Source organism: Bradyrhizobium sp. ARR65, assembly GCF_000472385.1.
In the GTDB taxonomy this organism is placed as follows: domain Bacteria; phylum Pseudomonadota; class Alphaproteobacteria; order Rhizobiales; family Xanthobacteraceae; genus Bradyrhizobium.
The window spans coordinates 37,602-57,770 of sequence record NZ_AWZU01000029.1 but is presented as its reverse complement, the minus strand read 5'-3'; the positions used below and the strand labels follow the sequence as shown (position 1 = coordinate 57,770).

Below are 20,169 nucleotides of genomic sequence, written 5' to 3'. Positions count from 1 at the left end.
AGCCGGAAATCCGCTCCCCGTCCGCAGCGCGCGCTTCGACCTCAGAAAAGCGATGCGGCGAGCGCGGGCGGAAAAACCGCTACCTGCGAAATATTCCCCGAAAACGGCCCAAATCGCGGAGAAAACTTCGCTTTTTGGCCGTATATCAACCAGGGTGACGGACACTATATGGAATTTTGGATCCGCTGAACCCTTCATTTCTTAAAGTCTGGTTGGCCCGATGGATACCTCACATCTTGCCGAACACGCAGGCGCTGCCGGCAGTTTCTTTGCCTCGATCTTCGTAGTGGCCACGCTCTCGATGCGGACCATGATCCCGCTCCGCGTCTTCGCGATCCTTACCAACATCGTGCTGATCGCCACCGCGATCCCGATCCACAACTACCCGACCCTGGTGCTGCATTCGGTGCTGCTGCCGCTCAACGTCTATCGGCTGCACCAGATGCTGCAGCTGGTGCGCGACGTCAAAAAATCCGTCAGCAGCGATCTCTCGATGGAATGGCTCAAGCCGTTCATGACCGAGCGCAAATGCAGGGCGGACGAGGTGCTGTTCTACAAGGACGAGAAGGCCGACAGCATGTATTACATCGTCAGCGGCCGCTATCGCCTGGTCGAGTCCGGCATCGAGCTGCCGGTCGGCGCCATCGTCGGCGAGTTCGGGATGCTCTCGCCCTCCAATGTGCGCACCCAGACCCTGGAATGCATCGAGGACGGCCTCGTCCTTTCCGTCAGCTACGACCAGGTGGAGCAGCTCTACGTGCAGAACCCGGCGTTCGGCTTCTATCTGTTGAAGCTCGCCAGCGCGCGCCTGTTCGAGAACATCGGCAAGCTCGAGGAGCGGCTGGCGCAGCAGACGCCGCCGACCGTCGCGGCCGAGACCGCTTGAGGCGGGGCGCAACAGGTGACCGGCATCCTCTCTTCGCTGCGCTATCTGCTCGCCGACTTCATCGGCGAGGAAGACGGCACGCCGCCCTGCCTGCCAGAGGGCCTGCCGGAGGGTGCCGCATGCGTCGTGAGCGAGGGCATCCATCTCTTGACCGATTACCAGAGCGCCGCTTACGCCCAGCTTTATGTCGAGCGCCTGCGCCGCTTCATGGGCCGGCCCGGCGTCGATGCCGCGCTGTTTCGCGAGATCGCGCGACTCATGGCGATGCGCATGAGCTACCAGGATGCGATCCGCATCGCGCAGCTCAAGCTTGCCGAGTTCGAGAACGGGGCGCCGCCGTCCACCGACATCCTCCGATTTCGTTTCGACGAGCTGATCGGCGCGCTGCCCCAGTTGGCGGCCGATCCGGTTTGGATGGTGCTCGGCGAGCTTGGCTGGCTGCACAGGCGCGTCGCGATCCCGTTTTCGACCAGGAGCCGCTGGGGCATTCGCCGCCTGAAGCTCGAAGCGGGCTTGCGGCGCTGGCGGCTGTTCTCGGCGCGATACGAGCAGGAGCGGGTCTGGGTGGAGCGCTGGCTGCATATGATCAGCCGCGCTTTGGTCAAGCAGCCGAGCGCGGCATTCGCTATCGTGCAGACCGCGACCATGGTGCAGGGTTTCGGCGATGCCTACCGCCACGGCCTTGCCGATTGGCACGCGATCATCGACGGACTCGTCAAACCGACCTTCGACGGCACCCTGCCGCTCTCCGATCTCGCCGGCGCGATCGGAGAGGCGCGCGCCGCCGCGATGCCCGATCCGCGCCAGGCCTCCTTGAAGCGCGCCATCGCCGAGATCCGCGCCCGCGCATTGGCCGATGCCGCCGAGGCGAATGCGGCGGAGTGAGGGCTCTCCACTCGTCATGGCCGGGCCTTCGCCTCGCCGAAGGGGCTTCGGCCCCGCAGGCGGGGCAAGCCCGGGCCTGACGAGCAAGGGGTGAGGACCTTCGCTTCGCCATCCAGATTCATTTTCAGTAGCCGTCCCGTCATTGCGAGCGTAAGCGAAGCAATCCAGAGCCCAGCCCGTGATTCTGGATTGCTTCGTCGCGTTGCTCCTCGCAATGACGTCGAGAAAGACACACTTCCACATTCCCGCGGCACAATCGCGCCCGGGTGGATGCGTCGAGACGCGTCCCTCGGAAGATCGAGGGCGCAGGGAAGACCGGGTGCCCGCAGCACACCCACGGCCCCCGCGCAAAAAAAGGTTGCGCGAGCGCGCGTTGACCACAGGTGAGCGCGGCAATCACGCCGGCCTTCCCTGCGCGATGGCTTTACGGCTTATACGGGCTCTCCCCGGTGAACCAAGCTTGTTTGCCACCGTCATTGGCGCGATGCGCGAGGCAGCGTCGCCAACTTGGCGCCTTGCATGGGCGCGCCAGGACCACACGACTTCGCCGTCCGCGAGTGCACCGCTCGTCCATCGGCACAGTCCCGCGTCCACCGCATTCCACCCCACGTCCGTGACGATCGCGATACGTCCCTCGATAACGGGTTGGAACAAAACGAGAACATAGAGGAGGAGCTGGGGGGAGTCAAGAGGGCGAGGGTGCCCGGGCTGCCGTTCGCGTTTGGTGAGGCTTCGATCCCGAGTCACGAAAGCCAAACGTCCAAATTGGGGTTTGGACAACCTGCATATTGGAATCCCTCCGATTCCGTTTTGCATAGCTTTCACGGACGTCCCTTTAGATGTGGTGCTGGGGATAACTCGTGAAAGTTGCCGTCCTGGTTGTAGGGACGTGTATGCCTACGACACCCACAGCGGCCGACCTATTTGATACGCACGAACACCGCGGAACATAGCGAACCGGAACAACTTTGATGACGACAGGGTATGGTCGCCAATACGAGTACGATTTCTTCCTGAGCCGTCGTGGGTCCGTGGGTCGAATCGCCCAGGAGGTCGCCGACGTTTTGCGCGAGAAGGGTTACAGGGTCATTGTCCAAGACTACGATTTTCAGCTAAGTGACAGCGTGATTGAGAGGATGCACGAGGGTGTGAAAACCTCGCGCGACCTTATCATCCTCTTTACGAGTGACTACGAAAAGTCCGCTTACACCCGCAAGGAGTTCACCAGTTTCGAGGCGCAAAGGCTGAGACAGCCGGATGAGCGGCACACGATCATTCTCCGCTGCGAGGATGTCTCGCCAGACGGTCTTCTAGCAGATGTGATTTACCAAGACCTTGTGGGGATTGAGGACGCTGATGAGCGTAGGCGTCGCATCATTGCCGCCGCCGAGCGCCAAGCGACGGCAACCCCACCTCCGCCGCGACCATTCATCGGTGTGCCCCCGCGTATTCCGAGTTTTACTGGACGTGAGGACCAACTTTCTCGGCTTGATGCAATCCTGATCCACAATAAGCCCGCCGTCGTCACCCAAGCTGTTCAGCGCGTCGCGGTGCAGGGCATGGGAGGCGTGGGTAAAACCTCGCTGGCCGTTGAGTACGCATACCGCTACCGCAGCTTGTACGCGGGCGTTTGCTGGTGTCCGGCTGAGACGCGCGAGGGACTCTGTGCTGCTCTCAAGGACCTCGGGGTCGCTCTTGGTTGTGATGCCTCGAACGCGGCTAATCCAGAGGACATGGCGAAAGCAGTGCTCCACCGCCTCGCCGAACAGCGCGCAAATTGGCTGCTGGTGTATGATAACGCGGTGAGTCCAAACGAAATTGCCAAGTTTCTCCCTTCTGCAGGCGCCCGGGTGTTAATCACGTCGCGTTTTTTTGACTGGATCGGGCTGGCCGATGAAGTGGCGCTTACTGCACTATCGCCTGAAGAAGCGGTGTCGTTCCTTCAGAGCCGCGCAGGATGGCAGGATGTAGCAGGCGCGAGAATACTCGCGGAGGCCTTGGGATACCTGCCGCTCGCCCTCGATCATGCAGCCGCTTATTGCAAACGTGCTCAGGTAAGTTTTGGAGAATATGCGAAGAAGGCAGCGACCCTCATGGCGAGCGCGCCGCGTGACGTACTATACCCCCGGAGCGTCGCGGCGACTTTCGACCTCGCTCTCGCTGAGGCCGAGGCGCGCTGCCCTGCCGCAGAAGAGGTCATGGCGTTTCTCGGCTATTGCGCGCCAATGCGCGTTCCTATTTATTTTCTGGAAGCCTTGCCCAATCGGGAGCAGGCCATATCGGTGCTCGCCGAACTGTCACTCATAAAACATGATCCATATGAGGATGGGGTTCCGGCAATCACGACGCACCGCTTGGTGCAAGCGGTTGCGCGTCGCCGGACCGAAGCCAGAGGCACCGCCAAAGCAACTTTAGAGCGCGTCTCGAAGGCGTTATCAACGAAGCCCCCGCCGAGTCCTCGAAAAGGCGGTTTTCTGAACCTCCAACAAGTCATTCCGCTGGTGCGCTCCATGGCTCATCAGCGGCACTGGTTTCGGCACAACGTTTGGCACCTGATTCGTGAGTTCGCGCATTACGCCGAAAGATACGAGCGCGGCGCTGACCAGTTCGACGCGGCTGGCCATCCGGACAAAGCGAAACAGGCGCGCGAAAAAGCTTCCGAGTTGCGCGAGAAAGCGTCGCGGCTTGAAAGCAGATTTGGCCGCCCTCTTTAGCTGATCTGCAGGCACCTTCTTCGGGCTGCTGAGTAGAAGCAGCGGATGGTAGTATTACCGAGGCAGCGAAGCTGATTTGTGCTTGTCTTACAAGCGTTTGCCGAAGCGCTCGGTCCTCCCCTTGGGAGCGCCCAAGCCTGAGCCGCGTGTGCGGGGTCATGAGACCCGACGCACTCCTTGCCGCCTTAATCACTGCGATATTCTCTTGCGCGACACTATCCCCGCGTGCCGTATTGGATAACACCGCCGCTCGTCACCCTTGTCGCGCACGTACTCGTGGCCGAGCTTGAACGTAATCCAGCCGTCGCGCAGACCGATTGCGGGACCGCGCTGATCGTCCCACGCATAGCGACGAACCGGGTAAGAATGTAGCTCCATAACTTCGAGATTCCGGGTCCGCGCTGGCGCGCGCCCCGGAATGACGAATGCCTGGGTAGAGAGACGAGGACCGCTCATGCGGTTTGCGCCGTAGTCTCGCCGAGGATCAGGATTGCTGCGAAAGTTCGGTTGCACATGGAAGAAGCGCACGCCAGCCGCCAACGCGCCCGTAGCTGAAATACGTCTAATCCCAACAGAACCGTGCGCGGTCCGCAGGGCCGCAAACACTCACCGCAACTTCTGCCAACCGCGCTCTTGCGCCTTTCCGCGGGATCGCCGATGACCCTGTGTGGGCAGGCATCCCGGAGCAGTGCATGCAGCAATCCGAACGTTCACCTCAATTTTCATCCCGCCTCATCGATCAATACGCGCTCGTAACTGGCGCCCCTCAAGGCATCGGACGCGCGGTCGCTGTTCGCTTCGCTCAGGAAGGTGCCAACGTTGCCATCAATTTCATCGGATCGCGGGCGGTCGCTGAGGATGCGCTGGCGCGCGTGGAGGCGGCGTCGCGCGAGCGGGGGCATGGCAAGCGGGACCATTTCGTTATCGAGGCGGATATCGGTAGCGAAGCTGAGATCGCGCGGATGTTCGAGGCGGTGCTCGCACGCTGGCCGCGGCTGGATTGCCTGGTCAACAATGCGGGCTTCCAGAAGGAGTCGCCGAGCGAGGCGCTGGATGTCGAGACCTATCGTCGCATTCTCGAGGTGAACCTGAACGGGGCCGTGCTCTGCGCGAGGCATGCGCTTGCGCACTTCGTCGCGCGCGGCGGGGGCGGCAACATCATCAACTGCTCCAGCGTCCACCAGATCATCCCCAAGCCCGGCTATCTCGCCTATTCGATCAGCAAGGCGGCGATGGCCGGTCTGACGCGGACACTGGCGCTCGAATTTGCCGGCCGCGGCATTCGCGTCAATGCCGTCGGCCCCGGCGCGATCGACACGCCGATCAATGCGGCGTGGACGGGCGATCCCGCCAAGCGCGCAGTGGTCGAGGGGCACATTCCACTCGGGCGTGTCGGCAGGGCCGAAGAGATCGCCGCCGTGTTTGCATTTCTCGCCTCTAGTGAGGCGAGCTACATCACCGGGCAGACCATCTACGCCTGCGGCGGCATGACGCTGTTCGGCGAATTCCGCGAGAATTGGGCGAGCTGACCGACGCGCTGTGACCCGTCATCCCGGCGCAAACGGCTTTGCCGTTTTGTCGCCAGAGGGCGTTCGCGCAAGGGAGCCTCGAAGGATGCACGGCCCCGCTCGTGCAGCGCTGAGCGCGGCGGCACGTTGGCCCGATTTTGCGCGGCTGAATAGCCGCCGGCTGTCCGCCGAAATACCAAAGCCTTAAAAAGGCGCGGCAATTCAGGGTTGGCGGCAAGGTGCCCACCGTCGTGGCGATTGCAAAAACCAGCGCGAATTCACCTTTGTTTCCAGCCGCTCGCAAGGTCGGCGGTGGGATGGCACCGTTCGGCCACACCTGCCGTTTTTCAGGTTCCCGACAGGTGCAATCTGCCTGCGGAGATGCCATAAAAGGCCATAGGGGCTTATTGGCCGGGTTTGAGAACAAGTTGCGCTGAACGCCTCCATTTCCCGCGTGCCAAGCTTGCTAGTCAAGGGACGTCAGCTTGTCGCTTCCATCTCTTTCGTCGTCGGTTCCTTTGGGCGCGCTGATCGGCTGGATGCTGCTGCTCACCGTGAAGCACATCATCGCCGATTTCGTGCTGCAGACCGGATGGATGGCCCACGGCAAGGACCAGAAGACCGGCTGGGCGCTGCCGCTTCTGGCCCATTGCCTGGTACATCTTGCGGTTGCATTAGCGCTGATCCTGATCGTGGCGCCGCGCTTCTGGTTCGTGGCCTTCATCGATTTCGCCATCCACATCATCATCGATCGCATCAAGGGCCTGGTCTCGTCGCGCTTCGGCCTGACGCCGGAGCATCCGTGGTTCTGGACCGTGATCGGCGTCGACCAGGCGCTGCATCACCTCACTGGTTTCGCGCTGTCGATTTTCATGGCGGCGAATTGAGGGGCTATTTCAGCCAGGGCCGACTCTGCCGAGTTCAGAGGGCATGTTCATCATGATCACGACTGCGCGGAAGCCGCGCTCATTCCGATTCGTGGCTCCCGATCAAGGCATCCGTGAAACTACCGGCGCGCCTGGTTAACCTTTCGTTAGCAGATTGCATTGCATCCTCAGTATCAAGAGGATCTGCGATGTTTTCCAGCCGCGACGCCTACGACAATGAGCGCTGCCCGGTGCGGGAAGAGCTGCTCGGCGAGATGTACCGCGCGAGCGAGCATGGGCTCGCCAGGCTCGTCGAAAGCGTCTCGTCCGACGTGCGGGCGCAACTCGCGCTGTTCTGCTACCGCAGGAGCCATCTGCATTCGCTGGCGCTCGCGATTGCCGCAAGCTGCAGCGAGCGCGAACTGGCCCAGTTGGGCGGCCGTGTCGGTTCGGTCCTCTACGCCCAATCGCGCGCATCCGCCGGCCGCACAAAGCCCTCAACCGGTCGCAAGCCGATCACGCTCTCGACCAAACCACTCGCCACCTTCTCGCCGCTCAGCGATGAGGAGGATGATGTCGGTGAGGCGGTGACGGCCTGATCTCACGCTCGTCGCCCTGGCGAAAGCCAGCGCCCATAACCCCGACATACGACAAGGACTACGTCATTGCGAGGAGCGCAGCGACGAAGAATCCAAAACGTCGCGCATGGCTCTGGATTGCTTCGCTTCGCTCGCAATGACGGTGACTGCAACACGATCAAAGCGCCGGCAGCCCGTGCTTCCGTCGCGCCATGGTGCATTCAGGGTCGCCCGGCATGCAGGTGCGGCACACGTCGGGGCGGATCGCGTAGATCGCGCAGGAGGTGGCGACGCCGATGCGGCCCGTGAGCGCCGCGCAGCGGTCGTTCTCGCAGGCCATGCCGGATCCGCGCGCATTCACCAATTGCTCGGGAATGAGCTCGAGCGCGGCGTCATCCTCGGTCGAGAAACGCGGCCAGTTTTCCGAATAGGCGCAGCAGGCGCCGCAGGTGACGCACGGGTTGTCCGTCGCAGCGGAAGTGCAGTCCAAGCTATCAGACATCCTTCGGATGCTCCCACACCAGGCTGCGCCGCCATTTGGCACGCAGCGCATCGCGCCTTTCGGGGTATTTCTCGTCGAGATATTGCGCATCGATCACGCGGTCGGTGCGGAAGCTGCGAAAATCGCGTCTGAGCTCGCACCAGGCCGCGAGGATGCGCACCGCCTCGTGATAGCCGATCGCGATCGGCCAGATCGTGCGCTCGCTATCGCGGCCCTGCTCGTCGCGATAGTGCAGCGCGATCTTCTTGCCTTCGTGAATCTGGCTGCGCGTCCGCGCCATGTCGATGCGATCGGGCTCTTTCCGCCAATTGGCGCGGGCGCGGCTGGCGGGCTCGAGCACGAAGGGGCGCAGCCGCTCCGGCACCGTGTCGGCGATCTTGGCCATCAGGTCCTCGGCCGCGCGCGCCAGCACCGCATCGGCATTGTTGGCCACCCATTGCGCGCCGAGCACCGCCGCCTCGATCTCGTCCGGTGTCAGCATCAGGGGCGGCAGGTCGAAGCCTTTTTCCAGGATGTAGCCCATGCCGGCCTCGCCGCGGATCGGCACGCGCTGGCCGATCAGCGTTGCGATGTCGCGATAGATCGTGCGCTTGGAGGTCTCCAGTTCGGCCGCGATCGCATCCGCCGTCAGCGGATTGCGCGACCTTCGCAAGACCTGAATGATCTGAAACAGCCGGTCGGCGCGTCTCATGGAATTTCTCGTGTGAAAACGAGGACTTGCTGCTGCTGACAGGATGTTGGCAGCAGGGGTTTTCTATAACGGGACAACGCTTCAAATGAAGGGATCTTGTCCATGACCACTCTCTATAACCTGGATGTCGGCGGCTGTTGGCAGTCGCTGCAGACGAGACTGGGTTGTTTGGCATTCGAACGCCTGGTCACTCTCAATGTCGCCTCCGGTGACCTTCGCCTCGCGCTGATCGGCCTGCTGTCGGCTGCGCTCAGTGCGGCCGCGAACGCCTGGGTCGAAAATATCGCCCGCCGCGCGCTTCAGGGAGCCCAATTCGCCAGGTCCCTGACGGCTGCTGACACCATGGTGGCAGCAGGACGGCGCTAGGGCTTACCGCCATCACGACATCGGGAGCTCGCGCATGATCACCCTGTTTGGCTTTGGCACCGGTTTCGGCCTGCCGGAAATCAGCCCCTTTGTGACCAAGACCGAGGTCCAGCTCAAAATGGCTGGCCTCGCCTATCGCAAGGAACGGGCGATGCCGCCGGCCTCGCCCAAGGGGCAGCTCCCCTTCATCGAGGACGAGGGGCAGGCGATCGCCGATTCTACCTTCATCCGCGCCCATATCGAGCGCAAATACGGCTTTGATTTCGACGAGGGCCTCGACCGGGCGCAGCGCGCGCAGGCCTGGGCCTTCGAGCGGATGATCGAGCATCATGTTTACTGGGCGCTGGTCGGCGCGCGCTGGGTCGATCCGGAGAATTTCGCCAAGGGGCCGGCGCATTTCTTCGATGGCGCGCCGGAACACGCCCGCGAGAAGCTGCGCGAGGACGCGCAGTTCCGCGTCGCCGAGAACTATCTGTTGAGCGGCCTCGGCCGCCACGCGCCGGACGATGATGTCGAGCTCGCGGTGCGCTCGCTGTTCGCGCTCTCGGTGCAGCTCGGCGACAAGCCCTATCTGATGGGCGCGAAACCCTGCGGCACCGACGCCACCGCCTTCGGCGCGCTGGCCGGAATCCTGACGCCGTTCTTCTCATCGCGTTTGCGGGAGCGGGCGGAGCAGTTTGCCAATCTCGCCGCCTATGTCGATCGGATGATGGGCCAATATTATCCGGAATTCGCGTGGAAGGCCGAGCGCGAGGCGGCGTGACTCTCTTCTCCCTCTCCCCGCACTTCGCGGGGAGAGGGGCTGTCTCCACGCACTGAACTCGCGGTGACTCCCCATCACCGGGATCGCATCTTGCGGTGCGATCCGACCTCTCTCCGCAAGCGGGGCGAAGTGGACTGAGCCCGCGGCGAGAGCAATTCTCAAATACTATTGCGACGCCGTCACCCCCTTCAACGCCGCCACTTCCGCTTCCAATTCCGCAATCCTTGCATCGCGCGCGGCGAGCGCTGCGGCAACATCGGCGGCATCGAATTTTTGCGGGATGTGCTGCGGGCAGTTGGTGTCCCAGGCCGCGACCGTGAACAGGATCACCTGCTCAGGCCTCGCGCGATAGCCTTTCGGCATCAGGGATTGCGTCAGCGCGGCATCGTCGTCGACGACGCGGGCTTCGCCCCAGATCTTCACGCGCCGGCGATGCGCGTAATCCATCACGAAGATATACGCCTTCGGGTTTTCCGAGAGATTGCCTTGCGTGATGTACTGGCGATTTCCTGCGTAGTCGGCGAAGGCCAGGGTGTGCCTGTCCAGCACCTTCAAGAAACCCGGAGGGCCGCCGCGGTGCTGGATGTAGGGCTGGCCGCAGGCCGAGGCGGTGGCCAGATAAAAGCTGTTGGCCTCGCCCAGGAACGCCGCGAGGTTCTGGTCGATTTCGGTGCGCCAGCCGCGCTGCTCCATCAGCGCATAATGCTCGCGCGAGCCCTTGCGGGCCTGGATCGATTTGACCGCCGGCGTGAAGGCAACGTCGCTCGGATAGACATGGGTCTCTGACATCGGAAACGTCTCCCGCGGGCTTGCGGCCCGGTTTTGCCGCCCAAGATGGATCTTTTGCCGGCTAAAACAATCAGGCCGATTGACACTTCATCGTTGCAGGATATGCAATAATATCCATGGACCGGATCGAAGCCATGCAGGCCTTTGTGACGGTGGCGGACGCCCACGGCTTTGCGCCCGCCGCCCGCAAGCTCGGCCTGTCGCCGCCGGCGGTGACGCGGCTCATCGCCGCGCTCGAAGAACGGCTCGGCGTGCGGCTGTTGCAGCGGACCACGCGCCAGGTGTCGCTGACCGATGCCGGCGCGCGCTATCTCGAGCGTGCCAGGCGCATCCTCGCCGATATCGAGGAAGCCGAGCTCGCGGCCGAAGGCGAGCGCACCCGCCCGACCGGCCGGCTTGTGGTCTCGGCGCCGGTCGGCTTCGGCCGGCTGCATGTCAGCCCGGTGATGTCGGCGTACCTGAAGCGCTATGGCGAAGTGTCAGGCGAGTTGCGGCTGGAGGACCGCATGGTCAACCTGGTCGAGGACGGCGTCGACCTCGCGGTGCGGATCGGGCATCTGCCGGACTCCTCGCTGGTGGCGCGCCATGTCGGCGACATGCGGCGCATCGTAGTGGCCTCGCCCGCTTATCTGAAGGCGCATGGCGAGCCGAAGACGCCGGAGGCGCTCGCCTCGCACCAGATCATCCAGTTCGGCGCGCTGGCCGCGACGGCGGAATGGCGTTTCGGCAAGGAGGAAAGCGAGCTGCAGGTGACCGTGATCCCGCGCTTTTCCACCAACAACGCCGATGCCGCGATCCAGCATGCCGAAGCCGGCGGCGGCCTGACGCGCGTGCTGGCCTATCAGGCCGCCGACGCGGTGAAGCGCGGCCGGCTCAGGATCGTGCTGCAAAAGTTCGAGCGGCCGGCATTGCCGATCCATATCGTCTATCCGACCTCACGATTGTTGTCGGCGAAGGTGCGCGCCTTTATCGATCTCGTGGTCGAGACAGCTGATTGGCGGTTTGGGTGACACTGCGTCGTGGTTCCGGGGCGGTGCGAGAGCACCGAACTACGGTGCGCAACTCGCGCACCTGAGAATCCCGAGGTTCCGGGTTCGATCCTTCGGATCGCCCCGGAACGACAGTATCCTCATCACCCCTTCTTCGGCACCACGCGAAACGTCCCGTTCGCCCGCGCGATCACCACATCGTCCGCCTTGATCAGGCTTTGCGCGAAGCAGAGGGTGTTGCCGGTCCTGATGACCTCGCACTCGACCGCGAGCCATTGGCCGATTTGGGCGGAGCCGACGAAGTCCACGGAGAGATTGATCGTCACCAGCCTCACCGTCCAGCCCGTCGCCTGGGCGCAGCTATAGCCCATCGCATTGTCGGCAAGCGATGCGATCAGCCCGCCATGGATCAGCCCGCGGGAATTGGTGTGAGGTGTTGCGAGCCGCAGCCCAAGTGCAACAGCTTTCTCCGTGCGCTTGGAATAGAGCGGCTCCCAGGGATCGGTGAACGGGCTCTTACGGAAGTGCGGTTCAAAGCCCGCAGGGATCGTTTCGGTCATGGGCGGCTCGCGTGTTGGCAATACCTGGCGCCATTGAACGCGAAAGGTGTGACGTTTTCACCGCCTACAAAGTTTTAAACGGGGTTTGCGAGGTGCTTGAAGGGAGCGCGCAACGAATCTTGCGTCATTCCGGGATGGTCCGAAGGACCAGACCCGGAATCTCGAGATTCCCAGGTTCGCAATGCGCACCATAGTTCGATGCTTCGCATCGTCCCGGAATGACGGGCGCAAATTACGCAATACTAGAACGGCAGCCCCACATAGTTCTCCGCCAGCGACGTCATCGCCGCTTTGGAGGTGCAGACGTAATCCAGTTCCGCGAGCTGAATACGTGCGCCGAAAGTGCCGGTGTCGGGAAATTTGTGCAGCATCGAGGTCATCCACCAGGAGAACCGCACCGCCTTCCAGACGCGCGCCAGCGCGGTGGCGGAATAATTGTCGATGCCGGCGGATGATTTCTCGTCGTAGTACTCGCGCAACGCTATGGCCAGGTAGTGCGCGTCGCTGGCGGCGAGGTTCAGACCCTTGGCGCCGGTCGGCGGCACGATATGGGCGGCGTCGCCGGCCAGGAACATGCGCCCGAACCGCATCGGCTCGGCGACAAAGCTGCGCAGCGGCGCGATGCTCTTTTCGATCGAGGGACCGGTGACGATCGTGTCGGCCGCTCGCTGGTCGAGCCGCCGCTTCAATTCGTCCCAGAAGCGGTCGTCGGGCCAGTGGTCGATGTGATCGTCCAACGAACATTGCAGGTAATAGCGGCTGCGGTGCATCGAACGCATCGTGCACAACGCGAACCCGCGCTCATGATTGTTGTAGATCAGCTCATGCGAGACCGGCGGGGTCTCGGAGAGGATGCCGAGCCAGCCGAACGGATAGACGCGCTCGAACTCTTCGATCGCTGTTGGCTTGACGCTGGCGCGGCTGATACCGTGGAAACCGTCGCAGCCGGCGATGAAATCGCAACTGATTTCGCGGGTGACGCCGTCCTTCACATAGGTGACGCGCGGGTGGTCGGTATCAAAATCGAGCGGCGTGACATTCGCCGCCTGATAGACGGTCGTCAGTCCCGCCGCTTTGCGCGCATTCATCAGATCCAGCGTCACCTCCGTCTGGCCGTAGATCATCACGGTCCTGCCGGTCAATGCTTTCATATCGATCCGATGACGGGCGCCGCCGAAGGCAAGCTCGATCCCGTCATGGACCAGGCCTTCGCGATGGGCCCGCTCGCCCGCGCCGACCTCGTCCAGCAGCCTGACCGTGCCTTGTTCCAGCAGGCCTGCGCGAATGCGGCCGAGCACATACTCCGCCGATTGTCTCTCCAGGATGATATTGTCGATGCCATAGGTGCGGAGGAGTTGCCCAAGCAACAATCCCGCCGGCCCCGCGCCAATGATTGCGACTTTTGTCCGCAATACTTGTTTCCTCCGATGTTATAGGCTTCAAACGAGCCGGGCTCGGGGCGAAAGCCGCCGCCTTGCAATGATAATTATATCATATAACAATATCTGCAAAGGGCCGTGGAAGCCCGGCTTGCAGAGGGCGCAGCGCGACAAAGCGTAAAGCCTGACTAAAGGGAGAGAGAGCCGATGAGGAAGGCATGGTTGGCGTTGCTGCTGGCGGTTGGCGTGACGCCTGCGTTCGGGGCGGAGCAAACCTTCAATTTGAGAATCTCGCATTGGGTGCCGGCATCGCATCCGCTGCAGAAATCGCTGGAGGACTGGGCCGCGGCGGTCGAGAAGGAGTCCGGCGGCACCATCAAGTCCCAGGTGTTCCCCGCCCAGCAGCTCGGCAAGGCCTTCGACCATTACGACATGGCGCGCGACGGCATCGCCGACATTACCTATGTCAATCCCGGCTACCAGCCCGGCCGCTTTCCGATTATCGGCGCCGGCGAGCTTCCGTTCCTGATCGCGAACGCCAAGGGCGGCTCGGAAGGGCTGGATGCCTGGTACCGCAAATATGCGGAGAGCGAGATGAAGGACGTGAAATATTGCCTCGCCTTCGTCCACACACCCTCGGCTTTCCACACCCGCACCAAGAAGGTGGTGGTGCCCGAGGACGTCAAGGGCATGAAGATTCGCCCGGCGGATGCGACCATCGCCAATTTCGTCACCCAGCTCGGCGGCACCAATGTGCAGTCCTCGGCGCCGGAAGTCCGCGACATCATCGAGCGCGGCGTGGCCGACGGGGTCACCTTCCCGGCGGGTTCGCTGCTGCTGTTCGGCGTCGACAAGGTGACCAAGTATCACATGGATGCGCCGCTCTATGTCACGACCTTCGTCTTCGTGATGAACAAGGACAAGTATAACCAGATGTCGGATCGCCAGAAGAAGGCGATCGACGACAATTGCAATACCGAGGCCGCGGGGCGCGTCGGCGAGCCCTGGGGCAAGTTCGAGGACGCCGGTGTCGACAAGATCAGGGCCGAGTCGGGGCAGGACGTTTATAAGCTGACTCCCGAGCAGACCGCGCTGTGGAAGAAGGCGGCCGAGCCGCTGGTGAAGACCTGGGCCGATGGCGTCAGGAAGACCGGCGTCGATCCGGACAAGGCGCTGGACGAGCTGAAGGCCTCGCTCGCGAAGTATAACGCCTTGGCGCAATAATTCGGCTCTGGCCTCTAGCGTGAGATGAGCTTGGATGAATCGGCGCGAGCCGCGGACTCGGATCACCCCTCTCCCTCCGGGAGAGGTGAAGGGAGCGCGGCAACTCAACCCAAGCTCAAGTCACTTTAAGGAAGCGACATGAACCGCGCGACGATGGATCGCTTTATCGACACGATCGAATGGATCGCGGCGGGCTTCGTTGGCATCGTCGCGCTCGACATTTTCGTCTCGGTGCTGCTGCGCAACACGCTCAACTATGCCATTCCCGATTCCTTCGACATCGGGCGGATGCTGCTCGGAATCCTGATCTTCTGGGGCATCGCCGCGACCTCCTACCGCGGGACGCACATCACCGTCGATCTGGTCTGGGCCAATGTCGGCCCGCGTTATCAGCGCATGATCGACGTGTTCGCAACGCTGGTGCTGCTCTTCGTCGTCACAGTGCAGACCTGGACTTTGTTCGACAAGGTGCGCGGCACCTATAATGACCACGTGCTGACCTTCGACCTGCACATGCCGGTCTGGCCGTTTTTTGCCGTAGCCTGGATCGGCGACATCTCCGCAGTGCTCCTGATCGCGATCCGCACCTACCGGCTGATCTTCCATCCCGAAGACATGCACGATCCCCAAATCAAGGCCACGGAGTGATTGCTTTGCTGAGTACCGACGCCGTTGCGGTCATCGGGTTCGTGGCGCTGTTCGCGCTGATGCTCTTGCGCGTGCCGGTCGGCATGGCGATGGGACTCGTCGGCGTATCCGGCTTTTCCTATCTCGTCGGCGGCACCCAGGCGCTGAAACTGGTCGGCCAGACCTCGATGCGGACGGTGACCGACTACACCTTCGGTGTCATCCCGATGTTTCTGTTGATGGGAACCTTCGTGAGTCAATCCGGCATGAGCCGCGAACTGTTCCGCGCCGCCAATGGCTTTGTCGGTCACCTGCGCGGCGGGTTGGGGATCGCGACGGTGGCCGCCTGCGGCGGCTTCGCCGCGATCTCCGGTTCTTCAGTTGCCACTGCCGCGACATTCTCCGCGGTCGCCTATCCGGAGATGCGGCGGTTCGGCTATCCGCAATCCTTTGCCACCGGCGTGATCGCGGCGGGCGGCACTTTGGGCGCGATGCTGCCGCCGTCCACGGTGCTCGCGGTCTATGGCATCATAACCGAGCAGGATATCGGCAAATTGTTCATCGCCGGCATCATCCCCGGCCTGCTCGCGATGACCATGTACATGATCACGATCGCGCTGATCGGCTATCTGGCGCCCGGCTTTCTGCCCCAGGGCAAGCCGCTCGCCTGGCGCGAGCGATTCATCGGCCTGAAGGATATTTGGGCGCCGGTGTTGCTGTTCATCTTCGTGATCGGCGGGCTCTATGGACTTCCCTTCCTGCCGCGCTTCACGCCCACCGAAGCCGGCGGCGTCGGCGCGACCGGCGCGTTCCTGATCGGTGTCTTCACCGGCCGCCTCGACAAGGAGAAGATTCTGGCCTCGCTCCTGCAGGCGACGCGCACCGCGGCGGCGGTTTTCACCGTCCTGATCGGCGCGCTGATCTTCGGCTATTTCCTAACGGTCACGCAGACGCCGCAAAAAGTCACGGAGTTCCTGACCTCGCTCGGGCTCGGCAGCTACGGCGTGCTCGCGGTCATCATGCTGATGTATCTGGTGCTCGGCTGCCTGATGGACGCGATGGCGATGATCATCCTCACCGTGCCGATCATTTTCCCGGTGGTTTCGCATCTTGGCTTCGATCCGATCTGGTTCGGCGTCATCATCGTGATGACGGTCGAGCTTGGCCTGATCCATCCGCCCGTGGGCATGAACGTGTTCGTGATCAAGAGCGTGGTGAAGGACGTCTCCTTCTCCACCATCTTCAAAGGCGTGTTGCCGTTCGTGGCGACCGACTTGATACGACTGGTGATCCTGATTACTTTCCCGCTGCTCGCGACCTGGCTGCCCCAGCGCATGGCGGGGTAGGTGTGCTTAACTGAAGCGGCGGGCGCCTCTCTCCGTCATCCCGAGGTGCTCGCGCCAGCGAACCTCGGTGAGAGTTGGCTGTCCATGCCGGTGCTCGAAACCAAATACGTCTTCACCATCACCGCGTTGATCGGCGAGGTGGTCAGCGCCGGCGACATCGGCCATGGCGTTCGCCGCGTTATCCCGATTATCGGCGGCGAGGTGCGGGGCGAGATCAATGGCAAGGTTCTTCCGTTCGGCGCGGATTTCCAGATCATCCGCCCCAACGAGCTGATCGAGCTGGAGGCGAAATATGCGCTTGAGAGCGATGACGGCACGGTGATCTATGTCGAGAACAAAGGGATCCGCTTTGGACCCCTGGATCTTCTGCAGAAGCTGAAGCGCGGCGACCCAGTCGATCCGAAACTGATCTATTGCCGGACGTCGCCGAAGTTCGAGACCGGCAGCGACAGATATCGCTGGCTGATGGAGCACCTCTTCGTCGCCTCCGTCGCCCGCCACGCCACGCGCGTGGTGATCGACGTGCACATGGTGTTGTGACCTCAGGCCGAAACCACATCCTCGTCATTGCGAGCGAAACGATCCAGGGTTTTGCCGCGGAAACAGGCTGAATTGCTTCCGCCTACGCGCAAAGGCGCTTCGGCGGGACTCCTAGCCTCGCCATAGGCGACGGCGGGTCGTCGCTTTGCTCCTCGCAATGACGGCGGCAGCAAGGGCCCTGTTGACTCCCCCCAAAATCGTTATACAACATAACTATTCCGAACAGGACACAACAAGCCGATGGGAAACGCCTCTGCCGCCGACGCGGAACATGCCGCGCTGTTGAAAATCGAGAAAAGCGGCGCGGTGCTGACCGTCGGGCTCAACCGTCCGGCCAAGCGCAATGCGCTCAATGACGGCATCATCCTTAGCATCGGCGAGTGCTTTGCGAAGCTGCCCGACGATATCGGCGCGGTGGTCATTCACGGCGTCGGCGATCATTTTTCCTCCGGCCTTGATCTGTCCGAACTGACCGAGCACGACGCCACCGAGGGCCTGCGCCATTCGCAGATGTGGCATCGCGTCTTCGACCGCATTCAATATAGCCGCGTGCCCGTGATCGCAGCGCTGAAGGGCGCTGTGATCGGCGGCGGACTGGAGCTTGCCTGCGCTGCGCATATCCGCGTCGCCGAGCCATCGGCTTATTTCGCACTGCCGGAGGGCCAGCGCGGCATTTTCGTCGGGGGCGGCGGCTCGGTCCGGCTGCCGCGGCTGATCGGCGTGCCGCGGATGATGGACATGATGCTCACGGGGCGGGTCTATTCGGCAACCGAAGGCTCGGCCTATGGCTTTGCCCAATATCTCGTCGAGGCCGGTGGCGCGCTGGCCAAAGCCATGGAGCTTGCCGAGCGTATCGCCTCGAATGCGCCGCTGACCAATTTCGCCGTGCTGCAGGCGCTGCCGATGATTGCGGAGGCCAATCCGCAGACCGGGCTTCTGATGGAGTCGCTGATGGCGACGGTGGCGCAGAGTGACAAGGAAGCAAAGCGCCGCATCCGCGCCTTTCTCGAGCACAGAACCGCAAAGGTGAAACCGGGGTCGACATGAGCGCGCAGCCGAACATGATCGTGTCAACGCCAGCCGGCGAAACCGGCCACGCTGCCGCCCATCATCCACTGCGCGCGATCTCGTTCCGCGATCCGGCCGTCTCGATCGAGCGAAAATCCGACGGCACCATCTATCTGCGCCCGACCCGCACCCTCGACGACTATCCGGCCCGCATCACCGACCGCCTGCATTATTGGGCAAGCGTCGCGCCGGACCGCGTCTTCATGGCGGAGCGCGAGCGCAGCGGCGGCTGGCGGCAGCTCACCTATGCCGAACTGCTCGTCTGCAGCCGGCATATCGCCTCGAGCCTGCTGAAGCGGGGACTGTCGGCCGAAAAGCCGGTCGTCATCCTTTCCGGCAATTCGATCGATCACGCGCTGGTCGCCTTCGGCGCGCTTTATGCAGGGATTCCATTCTGCCCGGTGTCGCCGGCCTATTCGCTGGTCTCGAAGGACTACAGCAAGCTCGCGCATGTGATGAAGCTGTTGACGCCGGGCCTCGTCTTTACCGATGACGCCGACAAGTTCGCCGATGCACTTCTCGCCAACGTGTCGCTCGGCACCGAGATCGCGGCGGCTTACGGCGCCGTGCCGGGCCGCGACGTGACGCTGCTTAAGGACCTGATGGCGACGCCCTTGCATCCGAACCTTGATGCAGCCCATGACAAGATCGGCCCCGACACGATCGCAAAATTCCTGCTGACCTCGGGGTCTACAGGCAATCCCAAGGCGGTCATCAACACTCAGCGCATGATCTGCGCCAACCAGGTCATGCTGCGCGAGACGATGGCTTTCCTCAAGGACGAGCCGCCCGTCATCATCGATTGGCTGCCTTGGAATCACACGTTTGGCGGCAATCACAATGTCGGCCTCACGCTCTATAATGGCGGCTCGATATATCTCGATGCGGGCAAGCCGACGCCTGAAGGCATTGCAGAGACGGTGCGCAATCTGCGTGAGATCGCGCCGACGGTCTATTTCAACGTGCCCAAAGGCTACGAGTCGCTGCTGCCTTACTTCCGCGACGATGCCGCACTGCGCGAAAAATTCTTCAGCCGCCTGCATGCAATGTTCTTCTCGGGCGCGGCGCTCTCGCCCTATGTCTGGAACAGCCTTGATGAGCTTTCCGTGCAGGCGACCGGCCATCGTGTGCCGATGCTGACCGGGCTCGGGGCGACCGAAACCGCGCCGTACTTCATGGCGGCCAATCCGCGCACCAGCCGCTCCGGCCACGTCGGGCTGCCGGTGGCGGGCAACGAGGCCAAGCTCGTGCCGAGCAACGGCAAGCTCGAGGTGCGCGCGAAGGGGCCGAATGTCACGCCGGGCTATTGGCGTCAGCCCGACGTGAGCAAGGCTGCCTTCGACGAGGAAGGCTTTTACAAGCTCGGCGATGCGCTCAAGCCCGCCGATCCCAGTGATCTGCATGCCGGCTTCGATTTCGACGGCCGGATTGCCGAGGATTTCAAGCTCGCGAGCGGAACCTGGGTCAGTGTCGGTCCGTTGCGCGCTCGCTTCATCGCGGCCTGCGCGCCGCTGGTGCGCGACGTCGTAATCGCCGGCATCAACCGCGACGAGATCGCGGCGATCGTCGTGCTCGACCTCGATGGCTGCCGGCTGATCAACGCGACGCTGCCTTTCGACGATCTCAAGGCCACCGCCGCCGATCCGCTGGTGCGGGCGGCCTTCCGCGAGCGGTTTGAAAAGTTTCTGTCGAGCGCGACGGGCTCCTCGACGCGGATCACCCGTGCGATCCTGCTGGATGCGCCGCTATCGATCGACCGCGGCGAGGTCACCGACAAGGGCTCGATCAACCAGCGCGCGGTGCTGGAGCATCGCAAGGAGTTGATCGAACAGCTTTATGCGCCGACGCCGGCGGATTATGTGATCACGCTGAGATAGGGAAGATGAGT

The 20,169-nt window shown here is 62.7% G+C and carries 20 protein-coding genes; 15 read left to right on the top strand and 5 right to left on the bottom strand.

The features are described 5' to 3' along the window. Positions 1 to 220 precede the first annotated feature (220 nt). The 6 genes from F758_RS0127260 (at position 221) to F758_RS0127235 (ending at position 7,458) form a co-directional block, all read left to right on the top strand. The gene (locus F758_RS0127260) at positions 221 to 886 is read left to right on the top strand and encodes a Crp/Fnr family transcriptional regulator (RefSeq protein ID WP_024510857.1); all 666 of its coding nucleotides are present in this window, start codon (positions 221 to 223) and stop codon (positions 884 to 886) included. 15 nt (positions 887 to 901) lie between these two features. Next, complete coding sequence (locus tag F758_RS0127255; protein ID WP_024510856.1) at positions 902 to 1,771, top strand: DUF6537 domain-containing protein; 870 nt, start codon at positions 902 to 904, stop codon at positions 1,769 to 1,771. A gap of 971 nt (positions 1,772 to 2,742) precedes the next feature. Continuing rightward, a complete protein-coding gene (locus tag F758_RS0127250; RefSeq protein ID WP_024510855.1) occupies positions 2,743 to 4,485 on the top strand; it encodes a tetratricopeptide repeat protein in 1,743 nt (580 codons plus the stop codon). Positions 4,486 to 5,177: 692 nt separating this feature from the next. Continuing rightward, positions 5,178 to 6,014 (top strand): SDR family oxidoreductase, encoded by an 837-nt coding sequence (locus F758_RS0127245; protein ID WP_024510854.1) that lies wholly within the window; start codon positions 5,178 to 5,180, stop codon positions 6,012 to 6,014. Between the two features lie 518 nt (positions 6,015 to 6,532). Next, positions 6,533 to 6,880, top strand: coding sequence for a DUF3307 domain-containing protein (locus F758_RS0127240; protein ID WP_084305673.1), 348 nt, complete (start codon positions 6,533 to 6,535; stop codon positions 6,878 to 6,880). A 188-nt stretch (positions 6,881 to 7,068) separates the two neighbouring features. Further along, on the top strand, positions 7,069 to 7,458 hold the full coding sequence (locus F758_RS0127235; RefSeq protein WP_024510852.1) for a hypothetical protein: 390 nt from the start codon (positions 7,069 to 7,071) through the stop codon (positions 7,456 to 7,458). A gap of 157 nt (positions 7,459 to 7,615) precedes the next feature. Here the strand turns inward: F758_RS0127235 and F758_RS0127230 are convergent, their stop codons facing one another. Further along, entirely contained in the window at positions 7,616 to 7,939 is a 324-nt protein-coding gene (locus tag F758_RS0127230) for a YkgJ family cysteine cluster protein (RefSeq protein ID WP_024510851.1), read from the bottom strand. Further along, positions 7,932 to 8,630, bottom strand: a complete 699-nt coding sequence (locus F758_RS0127225) for a helix-turn-helix transcriptional regulator (RefSeq protein ID WP_024510850.1) — start codon at positions 8,628 to 8,630, stop codon at positions 7,932 to 7,934. Before F758_RS0127225 ends, F758_RS0127230 begins: the two co-directional genes overlap by 8 nt. 102 nt (positions 8,631 to 8,732) lie before the next feature. Here F758_RS0127225 and F758_RS0127220 point away from each other — a divergent pair, with 102 nt between their 5' ends. Beyond that, positions 8,733 to 8,996 carry a hypothetical protein gene (locus F758_RS0127220; RefSeq protein ID WP_024510849.1) on the top strand — a complete coding sequence of 88 codons (264 nt, stop codon included), beginning with the start codon at positions 8,733 to 8,735 and terminating at the stop codon, positions 8,994 to 8,996. A gap of 34 nt (positions 8,997 to 9,030) precedes the next feature. Beyond that, positions 9,031 to 9,759 (top strand): glutathione S-transferase family protein, encoded by a 729-nt coding sequence (locus F758_RS0127215; RefSeq protein WP_024510848.1) that lies wholly within the window; start codon positions 9,031 to 9,033, stop codon positions 9,757 to 9,759. A 165-nt stretch (positions 9,760 to 9,924) separates the two neighbouring features. On the opposite strand, the gene F758_RS0127210 is transcribed toward F758_RS0127215, so the two are convergent. After that, a complete protein-coding gene (locus tag F758_RS0127210) occupies positions 9,925 to 10,548 on the bottom strand; it encodes a pyridoxamine 5'-phosphate oxidase family protein (protein ID WP_024510847.1) in 624 nt (207 codons plus the stop codon). A 116-nt stretch (positions 10,549 to 10,664) separates the two neighbouring features. Between F758_RS0127210 and F758_RS0127205 the strand changes: the two genes are divergently transcribed. Further along, positions 10,665 to 11,558, top strand: coding sequence for a LysR family transcriptional regulator (locus tag F758_RS0127205; RefSeq protein WP_024510846.1), 894 nt, complete (start codon positions 10,665 to 10,667; stop codon positions 11,556 to 11,558). A gap of 122 nt (positions 11,559 to 11,680) precedes the next feature. On the opposite strand, the gene F758_RS0127200 is transcribed toward F758_RS0127205, so the two are convergent. Both F758_RS0127200 and pobA read right to left on the bottom strand, forming a co-directional pair. Continuing rightward, entirely contained in the window at positions 11,681 to 12,097 is a 417-nt protein-coding gene (locus F758_RS0127200) for a PaaI family thioesterase (protein WP_024510845.1), read from the bottom strand. Positions 12,098 to 12,339: 242 nt separating this feature from the next. After that, complete coding sequence (gene pobA / locus F758_RS0127195; protein WP_024510844.1) at positions 12,340 to 13,509, bottom strand: 4-hydroxybenzoate 3-monooxygenase; 1,170 nt, start codon at positions 13,507 to 13,509, stop codon at positions 12,340 to 12,342. A gap of 174 nt (positions 13,510 to 13,683) precedes the next feature. Here pobA and F758_RS0127190 point away from each other — a divergent pair, with 174 nt between their 5' ends. The 6 genes from F758_RS0127190 to F758_RS0127165 all read left to right on the top strand — a co-directional run bounded on the left by F758_RS0127190 (position 13,684) and on the right by F758_RS0127165 (position 20,158). Then, positions 13,684 to 14,700, top strand: a complete 1,017-nt coding sequence (locus F758_RS0127190) for a TRAP transporter substrate-binding protein (protein WP_024510843.1) — start codon at positions 13,684 to 13,686, stop codon at positions 14,698 to 14,700. A 138-nt stretch (positions 14,701 to 14,838) separates the two neighbouring features. After that, positions 14,839 to 15,348 (top strand): TRAP transporter small permease, encoded by a 510-nt coding sequence (locus F758_RS0127185; RefSeq protein WP_024510842.1) that lies wholly within the window; start codon positions 14,839 to 14,841, stop codon positions 15,346 to 15,348. 8 nt (positions 15,349 to 15,356) lie between these two features. After that, positions 15,357 to 16,673 (top strand): TRAP transporter large permease, encoded by a 1,317-nt coding sequence (locus tag F758_RS0127180; RefSeq protein ID WP_024510841.1) that lies wholly within the window; start codon positions 15,357 to 15,359, stop codon positions 16,671 to 16,673. An 84-nt stretch (positions 16,674 to 16,757) separates the two neighbouring features. Beyond that, positions 16,758 to 17,213, top strand: coding sequence for a DUF3237 domain-containing protein (locus F758_RS0127175; protein ID WP_035723211.1), 456 nt, complete (start codon positions 16,758 to 16,760; stop codon positions 17,211 to 17,213). A 240-nt stretch (positions 17,214 to 17,453) separates the two neighbouring features. Then, positions 17,454 to 18,260 (top strand): crotonase/enoyl-CoA hydratase family protein, encoded by an 807-nt coding sequence (locus F758_RS0127170; RefSeq protein ID WP_024510839.1) that lies wholly within the window; start codon positions 17,454 to 17,456, stop codon positions 18,258 to 18,260. Next, positions 18,257 to 20,158, top strand: coding sequence for a feruloyl-CoA synthase (locus tag F758_RS0127165; protein WP_024510838.1), 1,902 nt, complete (start codon positions 18,257 to 18,259; stop codon positions 20,156 to 20,158). The genes F758_RS0127170 and F758_RS0127165 overlap by 4 nt, the downstream gene beginning before the upstream one ends. Positions 20,159 to 20,169: the final 11 nt, after the last annotated feature.

Excerpts from the sequence above, each read along its gene's own strand:
- F758_RS0127230 (WP_024510851.1), bottom strand. The coding sequence starts at position 7,939 with ATGTCTGATAGCTTGGACTGCACTTCCGCTGCGACGGACAACCCGTGC.
- F758_RS0127185 (WP_024510842.1), top strand. The coding sequence starts at position 14,839 with ATGAACCGCGCGACGATGGATCGCTTTATCGACACGATCGAATGGATC.
- F758_RS0127210 (WP_024510847.1), bottom strand. The coding sequence starts at position 10,548 with ATGTCAGAGACCCATGTCTATCCGAGCGACGTTGCCTTCACGCCGGCG.
- F758_RS0127235 (WP_024510852.1), top strand. The coding sequence starts at position 7,069 with ATGTTTTCCAGCCGCGACGCCTACGACAATGAGCGCTGCCCGGTGCGG.
- F758_RS0127190 (WP_024510843.1), top strand. The coding sequence starts at position 13,684 with ATGAGGAAGGCATGGTTGGCGTTGCTGCTGGCGGTTGGCGTGACGCCT.
- F758_RS0127215 (WP_024510848.1), top strand. The coding sequence starts at position 9,031 with ATGATCACCCTGTTTGGCTTTGGCACCGGTTTCGGCCTGCCGGAAATC.
- F758_RS0127245 (WP_024510854.1), top strand. The coding sequence starts at position 5,178 with ATGCAGCAATCCGAACGTTCACCTCAATTTTCATCCCGCCTCATCGAT.
- F758_RS0127165 (WP_024510838.1), top strand. The coding sequence starts at position 18,257 with ATGAGCGCGCAGCCGAACATGATCGTGTCAACGCCAGCCGGCGAAACC.
- F758_RS0127225 (WP_024510850.1), bottom strand. The coding sequence starts at position 8,630 with ATGAGACGCGCCGACCGGCTGTTTCAGATCATTCAGGTCTTGCGAAGG.
- F758_RS0127205 (WP_024510846.1), top strand. The coding sequence starts at position 10,665 with ATGGACCGGATCGAAGCCATGCAGGCCTTTGTGACGGTGGCGGACGCC.
- F758_RS0127200 (WP_024510845.1), bottom strand. The coding sequence starts at position 12,097 with ATGACCGAAACGATCCCTGCGGGCTTTGAACCGCACTTCCGTAAGAGC.
- F758_RS0127175 (WP_035723211.1), top strand. The coding sequence starts at position 16,758 with ATGCCGGTGCTCGAAACCAAATACGTCTTCACCATCACCGCGTTGATC.
- F758_RS0127220 (WP_024510849.1), top strand. The coding sequence starts at position 8,733 with ATGACCACTCTCTATAACCTGGATGTCGGCGGCTGTTGGCAGTCGCTG.
- F758_RS0127240 (WP_084305673.1), top strand. The coding sequence starts at position 6,533 with ATGCTGCTGCTCACCGTGAAGCACATCATCGCCGATTTCGTGCTGCAG.
- F758_RS0127260 (WP_024510857.1), top strand. The coding sequence starts at position 221 with ATGGATACCTCACATCTTGCCGAACACGCAGGCGCTGCCGGCAGTTTC.
- F758_RS0127250 (WP_024510855.1), top strand. The coding sequence starts at position 2,743 with ATGACGACAGGGTATGGTCGCCAATACGAGTACGATTTCTTCCTGAGC.
- F758_RS0127170 (WP_024510839.1), top strand. The coding sequence starts at position 17,454 with ATGGGAAACGCCTCTGCCGCCGACGCGGAACATGCCGCGCTGTTGAAA.